Origin of the sequence: Pseudomonas sp. TH15 (assembly GCF_016651105.1) — a bacterium.
Taxonomy (GTDB): domain Bacteria; phylum Pseudomonadota; class Gammaproteobacteria; order Pseudomonadales; family Pseudomonadaceae; genus Aquipseudomonas.
Genome location: NZ_JAEKEL010000001.1, coordinates 3,674,282 through 3,688,988, shown reverse-complemented (window position 1 = coordinate 3,688,988; position 14,707 = coordinate 3,674,282). Strand labels below are relative to the sequence as shown.

The 14,707-nt window shown below is 60.1% G+C and carries 14 protein-coding genes and 1 pseudogene; 3 read left to right on the top strand and 12 right to left on the bottom strand.

Going from position 1 to position 14,707, the window contains the following annotated elements; genetic code table 11:
* Nucleotides 1-805 precede the first annotated feature (805 nt).
* Nucleotides 806-1,222: a hypothetical protein gene (locus JFT87_RS16500; RefSeq protein WP_201202878.1), complete on the bottom strand. Its 417-nt coding sequence runs from the start codon at nt 1,220-1,222 to the stop codon at nt 806-808.
* Between the two features lie 351 nt (nt 1,223-1,573).
* Here JFT87_RS16500 and gabP point away from each other — a divergent pair.
* Nucleotides 1,574-2,973, top strand: a pseudogene (gabP, locus tag JFT87_RS16495) (GABA permease).
* Nucleotides 2,974-3,008: 35 nt separating this feature from the next.
* Here gabP and JFT87_RS16490 read toward each other — a convergent pair.
* The 7 genes from JFT87_RS16490 to JFT87_RS16460 form a co-directional block, all read right to left on the bottom strand.
* Nucleotides 3,009-4,211 carry an FAD-dependent monooxygenase gene (locus JFT87_RS16490; protein WP_201202877.1) on the bottom strand — a complete coding sequence of 401 codons (1,203 nt, stop codon included), beginning with the start codon at nt 4,209-4,211 and terminating at the stop codon, nt 3,009-3,011.
* Nucleotides 4,208-4,714, bottom strand: a complete 507-nt coding sequence (locus tag JFT87_RS16485) for a MarR family winged helix-turn-helix transcriptional regulator (protein ID WP_201202876.1) — start codon at nt 4,712-4,714, stop codon at nt 4,208-4,210. Before JFT87_RS16485 ends, JFT87_RS16490 begins: the two co-directional genes overlap by 4 nt.
* Nucleotides 4,715-4,917: 203 nt before the next feature.
* On the bottom strand, nt 4,918-5,715 hold the full coding sequence (dapF, locus tag JFT87_RS16480; RefSeq protein ID WP_201202875.1) for a diaminopimelate epimerase: 798 nt from the start codon (nt 5,713-5,715) through the stop codon (nt 4,918-4,920).
* Nucleotides 5,696-6,199, bottom strand: coding sequence for a GNAT family N-acetyltransferase (locus JFT87_RS16475; protein ID WP_201202874.1), 504 nt, complete (start codon nt 6,197-6,199; stop codon nt 5,696-5,698). Before JFT87_RS16475 ends, dapF begins: the two co-directional genes overlap by 20 nt.
* Nucleotides 6,200-6,212: 13 nt before the next feature.
* Complete coding sequence (locus JFT87_RS16470; protein WP_201202873.1) at nt 6,213-6,428, bottom strand: DUF4287 domain-containing protein; 216 nt, start codon at nt 6,426-6,428, stop codon at nt 6,213-6,215.
* Nucleotides 6,429-6,531: 103 nt separating this feature from the next.
* The gene (locus JFT87_RS16465) at nt 6,532-7,413 is read right to left on the bottom strand and encodes a tetratricopeptide repeat protein (protein WP_201202872.1); all 882 of its coding nucleotides are present in this window, start codon (nt 7,411-7,413) and stop codon (nt 6,532-6,534) included.
* Nucleotides 7,414-7,578: 165 nt separating this feature from the next.
* The gene (locus JFT87_RS16460) at nt 7,579-8,853 is read right to left on the bottom strand and encodes an MFS transporter (RefSeq protein WP_201202871.1); all 1,275 of its coding nucleotides are present in this window, start codon (nt 8,851-8,853) and stop codon (nt 7,579-7,581) included.
* Nucleotides 8,854-9,159: 306 nt separating this feature from the next.
* On the opposite strand from JFT87_RS16460, the gene JFT87_RS16455 reads away from it, so the two are divergent.
* Nucleotides 9,160-10,272 (top strand): aromatic ring-hydroxylating dioxygenase subunit alpha, encoded by a 1,113-nt coding sequence (locus JFT87_RS16455; protein WP_201202870.1) that lies wholly within the window; start codon nt 9,160-9,162, stop codon nt 10,270-10,272.
* A 20-nt stretch (nt 10,273-10,292) separates the two neighbouring features.
* Here JFT87_RS16455 and arsH read toward each other — a convergent pair whose 3' ends face one another.
* The 4 genes from arsH to JFT87_RS16435 all read right to left on the bottom strand — a co-directional run bounded on the left by arsH (nt 10,293) and on the right by JFT87_RS16435 (nt 12,854).
* Nucleotides 10,293-10,991, bottom strand: coding sequence for an arsenical resistance protein ArsH (arsH, locus tag JFT87_RS16450; protein WP_201202869.1), 699 nt, complete (start codon nt 10,989-10,991; stop codon nt 10,293-10,295).
* Between the two features lie 9 nt (nt 10,992-11,000).
* A complete protein-coding gene (locus tag JFT87_RS16445) occupies nt 11,001-11,471 on the bottom strand; it encodes an arsenate reductase ArsC (protein WP_201202867.1) in 471 nt (156 codons plus the stop codon).
* Between the two features lie 12 nt (nt 11,472-11,483).
* Nucleotides 11,484-11,831, bottom strand: coding sequence for a metalloregulator ArsR/SmtB family transcription factor (locus JFT87_RS16440; protein WP_201202866.1), 348 nt, complete (start codon nt 11,829-11,831; stop codon nt 11,484-11,486).
* 135 nt (nt 11,832-11,966) lie between these two features.
* Nucleotides 11,967-12,854, bottom strand: coding sequence for a LysR family transcriptional regulator (locus tag JFT87_RS16435; RefSeq protein ID WP_201202864.1), 888 nt, complete (start codon nt 12,852-12,854; stop codon nt 11,967-11,969).
* A 132-nt stretch (nt 12,855-12,986) separates the two neighbouring features.
* Between JFT87_RS16435 and JFT87_RS16430 the strand changes: the two genes are divergently transcribed.
* Entirely contained in the window at nt 12,987-14,633 is a 1,647-nt protein-coding gene (locus JFT87_RS16430) for a GMC family oxidoreductase (protein WP_201202862.1), read from the top strand.
* The last annotated feature ends 74 nt before the right edge of the window (nt 14,634-14,707 follow it).

Below are 14,707 nucleotides of genomic sequence, written 5' to 3'. Positions count from 1 at the left end.
AGCTATGCGCGGGTCTGCAAGACCGGGAAACCAGGAACCCGGCAGACCCGAAGGTCTCCCGCACAAAGCCGCCATTGAGTGGACACGAACAAGTGTCCTGTTGACAGGGCTATGCGACTGGTTTTCCGGCGGGCTTGCAGACCCGATCACTGATGAGCAGTGACGGGAATCAGGGTACGGAGGGAGTGCCAGGCGCACAAGCCAGCGGATTCTGGCTTAGTCGTAGGCAATGGCGCAAGGCGTTGTAGGGCTTAGGTGGTTGCTGGAGGCTTCGTTTAAACAGGCGGGTTATTTCCTGTTTAGTGGTCAGCGGCAAGGATTGGCTTGGCTCTTTTGGGTTTTGGCTGGGTTGGGATTTTTGTTACGGCTGAAGGCGTCTTCGCGAGCAAGCTTTGCTCCTACGGAAGTATGGGGCGGTGGGGGTTTTGGGGGAGTCGGCCTGGAATGCGGCGCCCTGCACTTCTGCGGGTTTGCTAAGGAAAGCGGTGTTGGAACGTGCGCCAGGCAATCGGAGACAAAGCCCCGTTCAAGGAGATGCAGGTGCTGTTTATCGACTCCTAAGCGGCCAATTTGCAGGCGGATGAGCTCGATGCGGCGATTCGTGACCACTTCAATCCCGAGCAAGCCAAGAGCATTTTTGCTGACACACCCGACAGACCCGGGTTGTCCGTTTTGGCGAAGTGCACACTTCGTGAAGGACGGCCCGGTTTCAGCCGACGCCGCTTGGCTGATGGTTGGAAACTGTCCGCCAACCTGCTCTAGCAAAATGGATCCGCCCTGCTTCCTTCGCTGTAGAACTTTTCGTTCAGTTGAATTTCCCGAGGTAGGTAAACGTTGCTGTGCTTTCTGGTGAGCGCACTGGCGACTCAAGCTGAGTTGACGCCGAGCGTCTATCCCCCCAGATAGCATTCATCCCCACCAGAATGAGGTGGGTAAATGCTGTCGCTGTAGCTGCCACTCGTTCTCTCTCGGACGGGCTCTGGATCTGCGCGATGAGTTCTTCCGGATTATTGGCAAGCTCCACGAAATCCGAGTCCATGTGGAACCCTAGCTCCTCTGATAACCGCCACGTCGGATTGCGCTCTTCCCATGCCGAGTACTCGCTGTCGGATGCCGTTTCGAGGGGCTGCGGCTCCCACTGTTCGAAAACAAATTGCTGTGCCTCGGCCTCACTGGCGAATGTCGCCCCGAAGAGATGGAAGGGCCAGTAATCCTCTTGCATGGCAAGGTCTCAACGCTTGAAAAGTGGTCGGGATAATAGACGAAAAGTGTTGAGAACGCCGGTTGTAGCGGATGCGCGCCTGCCGGTGACTGACGGGTTTCCAACAAGACCGCAAGGTATGCGCATGTCGATATCAGACACGATGGTGGCGTGATCAGGCATCTGAATCAGCAGACAAGCCGGGTAAGGTGACGCGTCTTTTCATAAAAATAGCCGCATCGAGATGATCGGTTTGATAAGAACTGCAGCGTTTGAAGGGGGATCTTTCCAAGCTATTCGGCAGGCAACAACGATGCTCGGCTGCCCCTTTTCAACCCGCTTAAATGTCGATCAGCAGAGAATAAAAAAACAATGATTAGCCCGAACTCCAAGGATTCGAGTAGCCAATTGGCGCAGGGCTTCAAGCCTCGTCACGTCACCATGCTGTCAATCGCCGGCATCATCGGTGCCGGTTTGTTCGTAGGCTCAGGACACGCCATCGCAGCGGCCGGTCCGGCGGTGCTGCTGGCGTATCTTTTCTCAGGGTTGCTCGTCGTTCTGGTCATGCGCATGCTCGGCGAAATGGCGGTGGCCAATCCCGACACCGGTTCGTTTTCCACCTATGCCGATCAGGCCATCGGGCGCTGGGCCGGTTTTACCATCGGTTGGCTTTACTGGTGGTTCTGGGTGCTGGTGATTCCGATCGAAGCGTTGGCGGCCGGCCATGTGCTGCACCAATGGTTTCCGCAGATCGATGCCTGGCTGTTCGCCTTGGTGTCGATCATTGCGCTGGTGGTGACCAACCTGTTCAGCGTGTCGAAATATGGTGAGTTCGAGTTCTGGTTTGCGATGGCCAAGGTCGTGGCGATCATTGGTTTTATCGGCGTCGGTTTTGCTGTGTTGATGGGCTGGGTGCCCGACCGGGAAGTCAGCGGGTTGAGCGGTTTGATGGCTGAACACGGTGGCTTTGCTCCTAATGGGCTGTCGGCGGTCGTCGGCGCTTTCATCACCATCATGTTCAGTTTCATCGGTACGGAAGCTGTGACCATCGCCGCCGCCGAATCGAATGACCCGGCGCGCAACATTGCCAAGGCAACGCGTTCGGTAATCTGGCGCATCGGCGTGTTTTACCTGCTGTCGATTTTCGTGGTGATTTCCATGGTGCCTTGGAATGACCCGTTGCTAGCCTCGGTCGGTTCGTATCAGCGGGCGCTGGAAATCATGAACATTCCCCACGCCAAGTTCATGGTCGATGTGGTCGTGCTGATTGCCGTGGCCAGTTGCATGAACTCCTCGATCTACATTGCCTCGCGCATGTTGTACTCGCTGGGCCGTCGTGGCGATGCGCCGAAAGCGCTGAAGGCGACCTCTTCGGAGGGCGTGCCACGCGCAGCCGTTATCGCCAGCACGGTGCTCGGCGCGGCGATTACCGTGTGGAGCTACATCATGCCCGCCGGGCTGTTTGAGTTCCTGCTGGCCAGCTCCGGGGCGATTGCGTTGCTGGTGTACCTGGCGATTGCGGTGTCGCAGTTGCGCATGCGCAAGCTGTTGCGTCAGCGCAACGTCGAGCTGACCTTCCGCATGTGGCTGTTTCCCTGGCTGACCTGGCTGGTGATCGTGTTCATCTGCGCGGCGCTGGCGGTGATGATGCTCACCCCCAACACCGCACCGAAGTCACCACAACCATCGGGCTGGCGTTGGTGATTTCCTTCCTCGGGCTGGTGACGTCGCGTGATCCTGCGCAGGCTGCGCGGGTGACGTCCGCGGGGTAAACCGACGCCAAGGCTGCGGGAAATCACATCCCACTTTATCCCCGCTGTCGCTCGGCATAATTCGGAAGCTCGATGGCATCCGCTTTCGGCGAAAGGATTTTCCCGAACAAGCGCTTGAACCCCGGCGCGGTGGCCAATCTCAGCACCGCGTGGCCGAGGGCGATGCCAAGGCGCGAATGTGGCGAGGCCAGTCTGGGTGCGAACTTGGGCACGCTTTGCGCCTGATCGACGTAAGGTCGCATGAGTTTTTCGTAGGCCGCGAAGGCCTGAACGTGGTCAGCGTGGCGACCCAATTCGCCGGCCAGCACGTAGGCGCCGCAAAGTCCCAGGCTGGTGCCCATGCCGCTGATGGGCGAGGCGCAGTAGGCGGCGTCCCCCACCAGCACGACGCGCCCTTTGGACCAGCGGGGCATTTTGACCTGCCCTACCGCGTCCAGATAAAGATCGCTCGCCTGCTCCAGCGCTGCGAGCACGCGCGGCGTCTCCCAGCCGGCGTTGGCAAATATCTGTTTGAGCAATGATTTCTGTTCGGTCTGCGTGAGTTTCTCGTAGCCGCTCGGCGCTTGCTGAAAAGACAGAAAGGCCCGCGTGGTGCCGAGGTTGTCCGGGCGCAGGCAGACACTACGGCCGCCGGGGATGTTGTGCCAGCGCATGATCTGGCCATCGCTCGGCTGCCGGGGCACGGTGAAATAAGCGGTGTAGAGATCCAGCGGACGACGCTCGACTTCGTCGCCGAATACCTGATTGCGCGTCGCCGAACCAATCCCTTCCGCGACGATGACCAGATCGTAGACCTGCTCATCACCCTGCTCGAAGCGCACCTGCACCTGTTCGCCATCGTCTTGAAGGGTTTCGATGCTGTCGCCGAATCGGTAGCGGACCCGGTCCTGACTGTGCTGGATCAACAGCTTGGCCAGCTCGCCGCGCAGGATCTCCAGCTCGGCGATCGGCCCGTCACCGTCGAACGCGTCGACCGCAATAAACGCTTTGGTGCAATTGTCTTGGTCAACAAACGCGATGCCCTGCTCATGGGTGGTGTTCGCCCGAATCCGCTCCTCCAGGCCCATGCGTTGCACGACAACGCGGCCAGCGCCACGCACGTCGATCGTCTGCCCGCCATCGCGAAACGCCGGCGCCCGCTCGACCACGGTGACGTCCATGCCCTGCCGGGACAACCAATACGCCAGCGCCGGGCCGGCAATGCTTGCGCCGGTTATAAGCACTTTTTGCGGTTTCATTGCGCGTCCTCACGGTTGGGTTCGGTGCTGCCTGGCAAGGTGCTGCGGTAGACCTCGATCACTTGCCCGAGAAATGCCTCGACCACGGCACGATCCTCACCTTCGAGGGCACCGAGCACCGTGGTCAGGCCATTGAGCATTGGCGCGATGTGCCGATAGGCCTGCGCCACTGAGTCGGGTAGCGGGCACACCAGCACCCGCCGCTTGTCATCGAGCTGGCGCTCGCGGACGACATGCCCGGCGCGTTCCAGTCGGTCGATGACTTGGGTGATGCCGGCGGTGGTCACTGAAAGTCGCGTGGCGAGTTCGGTTGGCGGCAAGGGGCCGTCAGTGATCAGGTGCTCCAGTGCGGCCATGTCGGTTTGATTGATGCCGAGCGCGGTGCCGAGATTGCCCGCGGCTTTGCGCGTCAGGATGGCGATTTGCTGGAGCTGCTGGCCGACGGGGTCCGTGGCGATTTGCAGGCTGCGGGGGTCTTCGGCGGGGGGTGACGATGGCTTCATGCGGGGTGTCCGGGGTTTAGCGTGGGGTGGTTGAGGGGTGAACTTAGCATGTAGCTAACTTGCTTAGCTAGTTTTCCGGGCATTGAAAGGAGATCAAAAGATCGCAGCCTTCGGCAGCTCCTACAGGGGGCGGTCGGGGTTGGAGCAGATGAATCCGTCGGGGGATAGGGAAATGGGTTGGCGTAGATGAGGCCTTTCGGGGGTTAGGGGATTGTGCCGGAGAAGATCGGTTCGACCGGGCCGCTCAGGGTGACGCTGTCGGTGCCGTTCCAGTGGACGGTGACGGGCCCGCCGTCGCATTCGACGATGACGGTTTGGTCGAGCAGGCCTCGGCGGATGCCGTTTACTGCGGCGCCGCAAGCGCAGGAGCCGGAGCCTAGCGGAATCGCGCCATTGCGCTCCCAGATGCGCAGGCGGATGTGGCTGCGGTCGATGACCTGGACGAAGTGAACGTTGGTTTTGCTCGGGAACAGCGGATGGGTTTCGAGGGTTGGGCCGAGGGCGGCGAGGTCGAGGATGCTGAGGTCTTCGACGAAATAGGTGCAATGCGGGTTGCCCATGCTGCACGCGGCGGGTTCGCCGGGCAACGGTAGCCAAAGCGTGTCGTGTGCCTCGGCCAGTGGAATGTCGGCCCAGTCGAGCAGCGGTTGGCCCATGTCGACCGAGATCAGTCCGCTGGGCGTGCGTTCACAGTAGAGCACACCGCGTTGGGTGCGCAGGGTGATCGATTTTCGGCTGGCTTCGCGCATCAGTCGGTCGGCGGCGCCACGGGTGGCGCTGCCGCACACGTCGAGCGCCGAGCCGTCGGCGTTCCAGAACTGCAGCCGGGCATCGGCGTCTGCGCAATCGAGCACCACGGCGAGTTGGTTGAAACCGATGCCTCGATGCCGATCACCCAGCTGTCGGGCCAGTTCGCTGGTGATCGGGTTGGTGGTGTTTCGCGCATCGACCACGACGAAGTCATCGCCGTTGGCGTGCATTTTATGGAAGCTCAGCGGCATCGATGGCGCCTCGACTGCGGGTCATGTGAATGAGCGCTGAGCGACCGCCGTTCGGTGCCGGTCGCTCTTCGATGGCGAACGGCACGAAGCCGAGTTTCGGGTAGAGCAACAGGCCGGCGGTGTTTTCGTTGAAGCAGGACAGTTGCACTTCGTTGGCCTGGTACTTTTCGAAAGCCAGTGCCGTCATCGTTTCGATGATGTATCGGGCGACGCCTTGGCCTCGCGCATAGGGCGCGACGATGACGTTGCCGATGCAACAGATACCGTTGTGTTCAGCGCGGTAGAAATTGGCGAAACCGACGAACTCGCCGTTGGCCAAAAATGCCGTGGAGTCGAAACGCTGGCTGATCGCGGTGTGCATCTGCTCTGCCGTCAGCGGGTACTGCGCTTTCGGGAACATGAAGTACAACTCTTGAACGCCCTGCGGAAAACCGCAGATGGTTGTGACATCGTCGGCCGTCACTGGCCGATGGGAGAAGTTCATGGCTGCCCTGCCCTCATTTTTTGTCCTTGGCCAGATGATGCGCGACCAGTGCGTTGGCATGGCCGTGGCCCATGCCGTGCTCATCTTTGAGCCAGGCAACCAGCTCCATGTGTTTTTTGTCGGTGACGCTGGCGAGCAGACTCAACCAGTGGTCGATGGGCTGGCCGTACTTCTTTTCGATGGACGGAAAGTAGGATGCCGGGCCTTTGACTTTGTTGTCTTCGCTCATGCTGCAAGCTCCCTGTGGTCGCGACGGAGAGTCGGCTGACGCTCCTTGTCGGCATGCCATAGAGTGGACGCGCGTCGTGGTCCCGGCAAGTGGCTGCAGTGCTTCAGTTCAAACCGACTTTGAGGGATCGCTCGGACGACCATGAATCCTGGCCTGCCGGCAATATCGGTTCGGCCGGAATGCGGTATTTGCCGAAGGCGTTGAGCACGGCCTGGTCGACGTCAGCGTTGCCCGAGCTTTCGAGCACTGCGATGTGCGGCACATTCGAACCCGTTTTGCCTTGCACTTGCAGCGTCACCGGTTTGCTCGCGATGCCGCGCTGGATTTGCTTCTTCAGGGCAATCTCGATGTCCATGGTCGTACGATTGATACTCTTGCGACTGGTGTCGCTCCAGACGTCGTTGTAGCGCTGGGTCTGTTCAGGTGTCAGCGCCACTCCTTGAGCGCGAATCCGTTGAATACCCTGCCACGAGACATCGCCGGCATGCTGGCTGGCCTCGACGTAATACATCATTGCCCCGAACAGATCCTGTGGGCCCCCACGGCCCTCTTCCATCAATCGGGCCAAGGCGAGTTTGCTTTTATCGCTGTCGGTGTTGGTCAGCGCCAACTCATAAAGCCGTCGCGCTTCCACATCGTTGCGCGGCTGCCCGTGGCCTTCCTCGGCCATGCGCGCGAGTCTTTCGTTACCGGCGCCATCCACGGCAGCGACCGATTCGTACAGCGATCTGGCCTTGCCGAAGTCTTGTGGCAGGCCACCGCGACCGGATTCGTACAAGCCACCGAGTTCGGTCTTGCAGCGCACGTTGCCGTTGTCGCTGGCGTTACGGACAAATTGCACCTCGTTCGCGGTGATTTCTTTCTTCCCGCCAATAAGCATGCATTGGATATTCGCAAAGCTCTGTTGCATGGGACTTTGTACCGGGGCGGTTTGACACCCGGCGATGACGCCTGTGATGGCCAGAACAACCAATGCCTTTTTCATGTAATGCATCCGTGGAATCGTGTGAATGTAATCGGCTGACGTACGCAAAAAATGAAGCCCTGTAGGAGCTGCCGCAGGCTGCGATCTTTTGATCTTAAAACCGACAGGCCAAAAACCCGTCCTAAACCTGCACAAGGGAGGAGGCACACAGTATCTGATGTTCCATTATTGGCGGCCGTTCGTCACTCTCGCGAGTGAGTCGTCCATTTGGCGGGTATCTGCTTCGGCACTTGAACACTGCAACGTCTCGGGAACGGCCACCCAAAGCAGAATCAACGCAGCGGCGGCGACCACCGCCAGAGTCAGGAACGCGGCACTGTAGCCAGCGGCCTGCACCACGAATCCCGCAAGGCCGTTACTCAGTGCGGCGCCCAGGCCAAATACCGTCGACAGCGCACCCAGGCTTACATTGAAGCGCCCGGTGCCTTGGGTCAGGTCCTTGATCACCACCGGAAACAATGCGCCGAAGATCCCGGCACCGACACCGTCCAGCAATTGCACGGCCACCAGCCAGTACGGATCGTCCGACAGGGTATAAAGCACCCCGCGCAACGGCAGGATCAGGAAACCGGCGAGCAGCAACGGCTTGCGTCCCCACACATCGGCCTTCCATCCCACCAGCAAGGCCACCGGCACCATCACCAATTGCGCGGCGACGATGCAGGCAGATGTCAGTGGCGTGGCCATCTGCAAATTCACCAGGGACAATTTCTGACTCACCAGCGGCAGCATTGCTGCGTTCGCGAGGTGAAACAACGCGCAGCACACGGCAAACATCAGCAGCGGTTTGTTCTTGAGGAGTACCGACAAACCAGAGGGTTGTGTGCCATGCCCGGCACTGCCGGGGTTCAGGCCCCGCGCCAGATCATGGTCGATGGCTGTTGGCGAGACAAAAGACACGGCGATGACACTGGCGAGCGCCATCGCCGCCATGAGATAGAACACCGCTACCGGGCCGAGCAGGTAGGCAAACAAGCCTGCCAACAATGCCGCACAGGCGTTGCCGGCGTGGTTGAACGTTTCGTTGCGCCCAGTGCGGCGGGTGAACGCGCGAGGCCCGGTGATGCCCAAAGTGATCGCCGAAATGGCAGGAGCAAAAATCGATGCGGCGACAGCGCTGAGGGCTTGAGTCAGCGCCACCAGACTGAACGAGGTGACGAAAGGCAACACTAGACAACTGCCCGTCACCAGCAACGCCGCAATGACAATGATCGCCCGTTTGCGACGCGTACTATCGACCAATGCGCCTGCTGGCGTTTGCGTGATGAGCGCGGCGATTCCGGCAATGGTCATCACCAGGCCGATGCTGGCCGGGTCCCATTGATGAACCGCCAGCAGGTAAATCGCCAGATAGGGCCCGAGCCCGTCGCGCACGTCAGCGAGGAAGAAGTTCAGGCTGTCCAGTGACAGGTTGTTGCGACGATCAAGATGAGTGGCCACGGGCAGCGTCTTCGATATTCGAGGTCGTGCGAATTGAATCGACCTCCGCAAATTGAGTGACCTGTGGCTCAGCCAGTTAGTTGCATGGGCCAACTATCCTCGCCTGCGATTAAACCAGAGCTGAAACACCCCTCCGTCCAGGCCTTCGCCCGGCACATCGTCCAGCAGGCCGAAGCGACGCATGGCGATTTTCTTCAGAACCTTGATCGAATCTCAGCGCATGCAGTTCATTCAATGAACTGCTTGGCCGGATCTATGCTCAAAGCGTCCAGAGCCCCGTCCCTACCCTTTCGGTCACCGCAACCCATGCTCAAAAACCTTTGGTACGTCATCCTTCCCTCATCGCAGTTGACCCAAGAGATCGCGCCGATACGCCTGCTCGGCCAGGCGTTTGTCGCCTTCCGCGACAGCCACGGCAAGGCACGTCTGCTGTCCGATATTTGCGTGCACCGTGGGGGTTCGCTATCGGCCGGGGCCAAGGTCGGCGACAGCGTGCAGTGCCCCTATCACGGCTGGCGCTTCGACGGTGACGGCCGGTGCGTGCAGATCCCCGCTCAGCCCACTCTGCGGATCCCGGAGAAGGCGCGGGTTGATGCCTACCCGACAGCGGAACGCTACGGCTGGATTTGGGCCTTTCTAGGCGATTTGCCAGAGGCTGAACGCCCGCCGCTTCCTGCCCTGGATTGGCTCGATGATGCCAACGTTCGCGTGGTCAGTGGGCACTTTGACTGGGAAGCCAGTTGGGATCGGGTGATCGAAAACGGGCTGGATTTTGCACACGCGCCTTTCGTGCATGGTTCGACCTTCGGCGACCCGGCTCATCCGGAAATCGAAGCGTTCGACGTCGACAGCGATGCGTGGCAGGGTCAGGCCCGAATGTTGATGAAGCGACCCAAGCGCACCGGGCTGTTCAGGCGCAAATCCGCCACCAAACAGGTCAGCGTGACAACCGTGCCCGGGTTTCATTTGTCAGGCCCCTGTACCACGCTGCAATTGCAATTACCCAATGGCTGGCGGATCTACATTGTTGCTGCCCATGTGCCAGTGGACGCCAACCGCACGCGCACGTGGTGGATGATGGGGCGCACGTTTCTACGCTCGCGATTGCTCGACGGACGCTTCGTCGCCAGCAATCTGAAGATTTTCCGACAGGATCACGCAGTGCTGCGCAACGTGCGCCCGGAACGCGTACCGGATTCCTGGCAGCAAGAAGTTTCGTTGAAGTCCGATGCGCTGCAGATCGCCTTGCGCAAACGCCTTCGCGAACTGGAACGCCTGGGCTGGCAGATCGATGAAGCCCGACTCGCCCGCGACTTTACCGGGCGCAAGGCCTGCGCCATTCCGTGCCCCGAACGACGCAACAGCAGTGCCTGGGCGATCGAACCGATTCCACTGATCGACGTAACCGCCAGCAGTTGAATCAGGGCTTTTTCTCGCATTCAGATCGAGCGCTGATTGACCCTTGCCATCAACTGCTCGGCACTTTCCTTGCGTTCGGAGTAGCGGTCGACCAGATGCGTCTGCTGATCGCGCAACAACACGGTGAACTTCACCAGTTCCTCCATCACGTCGACCACACGGTCGTAGAACGGCGACGGTTTCATCCGTCCTGCCTCGTCGAATTCCATGTAGGCCTTGGGCACCGAAGATTGGTTAGGGATGGTGAACATACGCATCCAACGGCCCAACACGCGCAGTTGATTGACCACGTTGAACGACTGCGACCCGCCGCAGACCTGCATCACCGCAAGGGTCTTGCCCTGTGTCGGGCGCACGGCGCCAAGCTCCAGCGGAACCCAGTCGATCTGCGCCTTGAACACGGCGGACATTGCGCCGTGTCGTTCCGGCGAGCACCAGACCTGCCCTTCCGACCACAGCACCAGATCGCGCAGTTCCTGAACCTTGGGATGGTCGACGGGCGCGTCGTCGGGCAGCGGCAAACCGGACGGGTTGAAGACGCGCGTTTCAGCGCCGAAGTGTTCCAGCAACCGAGCGGCCTCCTCCACCAGTAACCGGCTGAATGAGCGCTCGCGCGTGGAGCCGTACAGCAACAGGATGCGTGGTTTGTGCTCGCCGGGCTTCGACGGTTTGGCGTTATCGAACAAGCTGGTATCGAGGTTTGGCAGGTGGGCTGACATGAGTGTTCCTTAAAGCGCGCCGATGCGATCGAGCGCAGTTTTCAATTCATCGCGACTGAGGGTTTCAAAGGGCAGATCGAGGAAGGCCTGGCAGCGCTGGCCGATACGCATCAATGTCGCGCGGAAAGCGGCACTCACCGAAGCCTCGTCACCGGCCACCTCAGAGGGATCTTCCAGTCCCCAATGGGCCTTGAGCGCCGGGCCGAAATACACCGGGCAGGTCTCGCCGGCGGCTTTGTCGCACACGGTGATGACGATGTCTGGCGGGTTGCCTTCGAAAGCGTCGTTGCCCTTGCTGTGCAAGCCATCGATGGCTACGCCGGCCAGTTGCAGCGTCGACAGGCTGCGCGGCAGCACCTGGCCTTTGGGAAAACTGCCGGCACTGACCGCCTCAAATCCGGGCGGCGCCATGTGATTGAACATGGCTTCCGAGAGGATGCTGCGGCAGCTGTTGGCCGTGCACATGAACAGGATTCGCATGGTTTTTCTCTCTCAGCAGCAAGCGGCTTCGCGAACCGGGCGGCCATCCATGTTTTGCAGACGGGCCGCGTTGTCCTTGAGCCAATCAGTGTTGGCCCCAGACGTCACCTGGAGAATTTCGCGAACCCAATCGGGCAGCTGCGGATTGAGGCGGTAGTAGACCCATTGCCCCTGACGGCGATCGAGCAGCAGGCCATTGCTGCGCAGTTGCGCGAGGTGACGGCTGATCTTCGGCTGGCTGTCGTCAAGCGCACACATCAGCTCGCAAACACAGAGTTCACCTTGATCGGCAATCAGCAGGATGGCGCGCACACGGGTTTCGTCGGCGAGGCTTTTGAAGACTTCGGTGGGGGTGATCATGGAACGGCACCAACACATACGGAAATTCGAATATACGGATATCCATATATTAATCAACCCGGATCAAAGATCGCAGCCTTCGGCAGCTCCTACACCGCGCCAGTAGGAGCTGCCGAAGGCTGCGATCTTTTGACTTTAAAGGTTAAGCAACAACCCCTGCTCCGCCTCACACAACCCCACCACATAATCCCAGACCACCCGCAGCCGCACCGATTTGTGCAACTCGCGCCGGGTGCTGATCCAGTAACTGCGCTCGATGCTTTCATCCGGCAGCAACGGCACAAGCTGCGGATCCGACTCGGCCATGTAGCAAGGCAGCACCGCAATGCCCAACCCCGACCGCGCTGCCTCCTGCTGGGCGATGACGCTGGTGCTATGGAACACCACGCGAGGATTGCGGCAGAAACTGTTGAGAAACATCAACTCCTGACTGAACAACAAATCATCCACATACCCGATCCAGGCATGCCGGCCGAGGTCTTCACGGCTTTGCAGCGACGGCGCTTTATCCAGATAGGCCTGACTGGCATACAGCGCGAGGCGGTAATCCGTGAGTTTGCGCGTCACCAGCATGTCCGCCGCCGGCCGTTCCAGATGAATGCTGATTTCCGCCTCACGATTGAGGATGCTGACAAAGCGCGGCACCGCGACCAGTTCCACTTCCAGCCCTGGGTAGCGTTCGAACAGGCCGTTCATGCGGCTGGCGAGGAACATGATGCCCAGTCCTTCGGTCACGCCGACGCGGATTTTGCCCAGTGGCGCTGTGGATTGGGTGATTTCTTCCTGGGCCAGCAGCGCGACGTTTTCCATGGCTTCGGCGTGTTTGAGCAGCGCTTCACCCGCCGGGGTCAGTTGATAGCCTTGGGCGTGCTGGACAAACAGCGCGGTGCCGAGGCTCTTTTCAATCGCCTCGATGTGCCGGGCCACGGTGGCGTGGGTGGTGTTCAAGCGCCGGGCAGCGGTGAGCAAGCGGCCGCTGCGCTGCAATTCGAGAAAAAACCGCAGGTCATTCCAATCGAACATGAATCTTCCTTGGGGCTACGCTGATAGAAGCACTGTCTAAAAACGCACAGCGGCTGCGCAAAATCTAACATTCTTTATACGAAAGCTAACAACTAGGATGACCCCAACAACAAAAACAATCAGAGGTAAGGGATGCAGACCTCCCTAGATGAATTCGATTACATCGTGGTCGGCGCCGGGCCGGCCGGGTGTTTGCTGGCCAATCGATTGTCCGCCAACCCGCAACACCGGGTGCTGCTGCTCGAAGCCGGCGGGCGCGATAACTACCCGTGGATTCACATCCCGGTGGGTTACCTGTTCTGCATCGGCAACCCGCGCACCGATTGGTGCTTCAAGACGGAAGCGCAACCCGGTCTGCAAGGTCGCGCACTGAGCTACCCACGGGGCAAAGTGCTCGGTGGCTGCTCCTCGATCAACGGCATGATCTACATGCGCGGCCAGGCTGGCGATTACGATGGCTGGGCGGCCGAGGGCAATCCGGGCTGGTCCTGGAAAGACGTATTCCCGCTGTTCAAACAAAGCGAAAACCATTTTGCCGGCGACTCGGAATTTCACGGCGCTGCCGGGGAATGGCGCGTGGAGCGTCAGCGGTTGTCGTGGCCGATTCTCGATGCATTCCGCAGCGCCGCCGAGCAAAGCGGCATCGCCAGCATCGATGACTTCAACCAGGGCGAGAACGAAGGTTGTGGTTACTTTCAGGTTAACCAGAAGGCCGGGATTCGCTGGAACGCGGCGAAGGCATTTCTCAAGCCGATCCGTAACCGTGCCAATCTCACCGTGCTGACTGAGGTTGAAGTGGACCGCGTGCTGCTGGAAAACGGCCGCGCTTCGGCGGTGAGCGCGCGTTGGCAGGGTCAGGCGAAAACCTTCAAGGCGCGCAGGGAGATCGTTTTGTGCGCCGGCTCCATCGGTTCGCCGAGCATCCTGCAACGCTCCGGGATCGGTCCGCGTTCGCTGCTGCAACGTTTGGGGATCGGCGTTGCCCATGAACTGCCGGGGGTTGGCGGCAACCTGCAGGATCACCTGCAACTGCGGCTTATCTACAAACTGGAAAACGCCCGCACCCTGAACCAGATCGCCGGCAGCGTGTGGGGCAAGATGGGCATGGGCCTGCGTTATCTGTATGACCGCAGCGGGCCGTTGTCCATGGCGCCGAGTCAGTTGGGGGCGTTTGCCCGTTCGGGGCCGGAGCAGACTTCGGCGAATCTTGAATACCATGTGCAGCCGCTGTCGCTGGAGCGTTTTGGCGAGCCGTTGCACCCCTTCCCTGCGTTCACCGCGTCGGTCTGTGATCTGCGCCCGCAGAGCCGTGGCCGCATTGAAATTCGTAGCGCTGACCCGCAGGAAGCGCCGCTGATTCAGCCCAATTACCTGAGCCATCGCGAGGATTTGCGCATCGCGGCGGACGCGATTCGCCTGACACGCCGCATCGTTGCCGCGCCGGCCCTGGCGGCGTTCAAACCGGTTGAGTATTTGCCCGGTGACAGTTTGCAGAGTGAAGAGGAATTGCACGAAGCCGCTGCGCGGATTGGTACGACGATTTTTCATCCGGTGGGCACTTGCCGGATGGGCAGCGACGCGGATGCGGTGGTTGATGCGCAGCTCAACGTCCACGGCATTCCTGGCCTGCGCATCGCCGACGCCTCGATCATGCCGCGCATCACCTCGGGCAACACGTGTTCGCCTACGCTGATGATTGCCGAGAAGGCTGCGCAGTTGATCCTTAACCCCGGCACAAGAAGCCTCAATCCACAGAAGGAACTGCTGAGTAACGCTTGAATCACACTGTGGGAGCGAGCTTGCTCGCGATAGCGGTGTGTCAGGCAATATCTCTTTGACTGGAAGACCGCCAT

Bases quoted from the DNA above. Each gene is read 5' to 3' on its own strand.
- JFT87_RS16500 (WP_201202878.1), bottom strand. From the start codon at position 1,222: ATGCAAGAGGATTACTGGCCCTTCCATCTCTTCGGGGCGACATTCGCC.
- JFT87_RS16490 (WP_201202877.1), bottom strand. From the start codon at position 4,211: ATGAAACCGCAAAAAGTGCTTATAACCGGCGCAAGCATTGCCGGCCCG.
- JFT87_RS16485 (WP_201202876.1), bottom strand. From the start codon at position 4,714: ATGAAGCCATCGTCACCCCCCGCCGAAGACCCCCGCAGCCTGCAAATC.
- dapF (WP_201202875.1), bottom strand. From the start codon at position 5,715: ATGCCGCTGAGCTTCCATAAAATGCACGCCAACGGCGATGACTTCGTC.
- JFT87_RS16475 (WP_201202874.1), bottom strand. From the start codon at position 6,199: ATGAACTTCTCCCATCGGCCAGTGACGGCCGACGATGTCACAACCATC.
- JFT87_RS16470 (WP_201202873.1), bottom strand. From the start codon at position 6,428: ATGAGCGAAGACAACAAAGTCAAAGGCCCGGCATCCTACTTTCCGTCC.
- JFT87_RS16465 (WP_201202872.1), bottom strand. From the start codon at position 7,413: ATGAAAAAGGCATTGGTTGTTCTGGCCATCACAGGCGTCATCGCCGGG.
- JFT87_RS16455 (WP_201202870.1), top strand. From the start codon at position 9,160: ATGCTCAAAAACCTTTGGTACGTCATCCTTCCCTCATCGCAGTTGACC.
- arsH (WP_201202869.1), bottom strand. From the start codon at position 10,991: ATGTCAGCCCACCTGCCAAACCTCGATACCAGCTTGTTCGATAACGCC.
- JFT87_RS16445 (WP_201202867.1), bottom strand. From the start codon at position 11,471: ATGCGAATCCTGTTCATGTGCACGGCCAACAGCTGCCGCAGCATCCTC.
- JFT87_RS16440 (WP_201202866.1), bottom strand. From the start codon at position 11,831: ATGATCACCCCCACCGAAGTCTTCAAAAGCCTCGCCGACGAAACCCGT.
- JFT87_RS16435 (WP_201202864.1), bottom strand. From the start codon at position 12,854: ATGTTCGATTGGAATGACCTGCGGTTTTTTCTCGAATTGCAGCGCAGC.
- JFT87_RS16430 (WP_201202862.1), top strand. From the start codon at position 12,987: ATGCAGACCTCCCTAGATGAATTCGATTACATCGTGGTCGGCGCCGGG.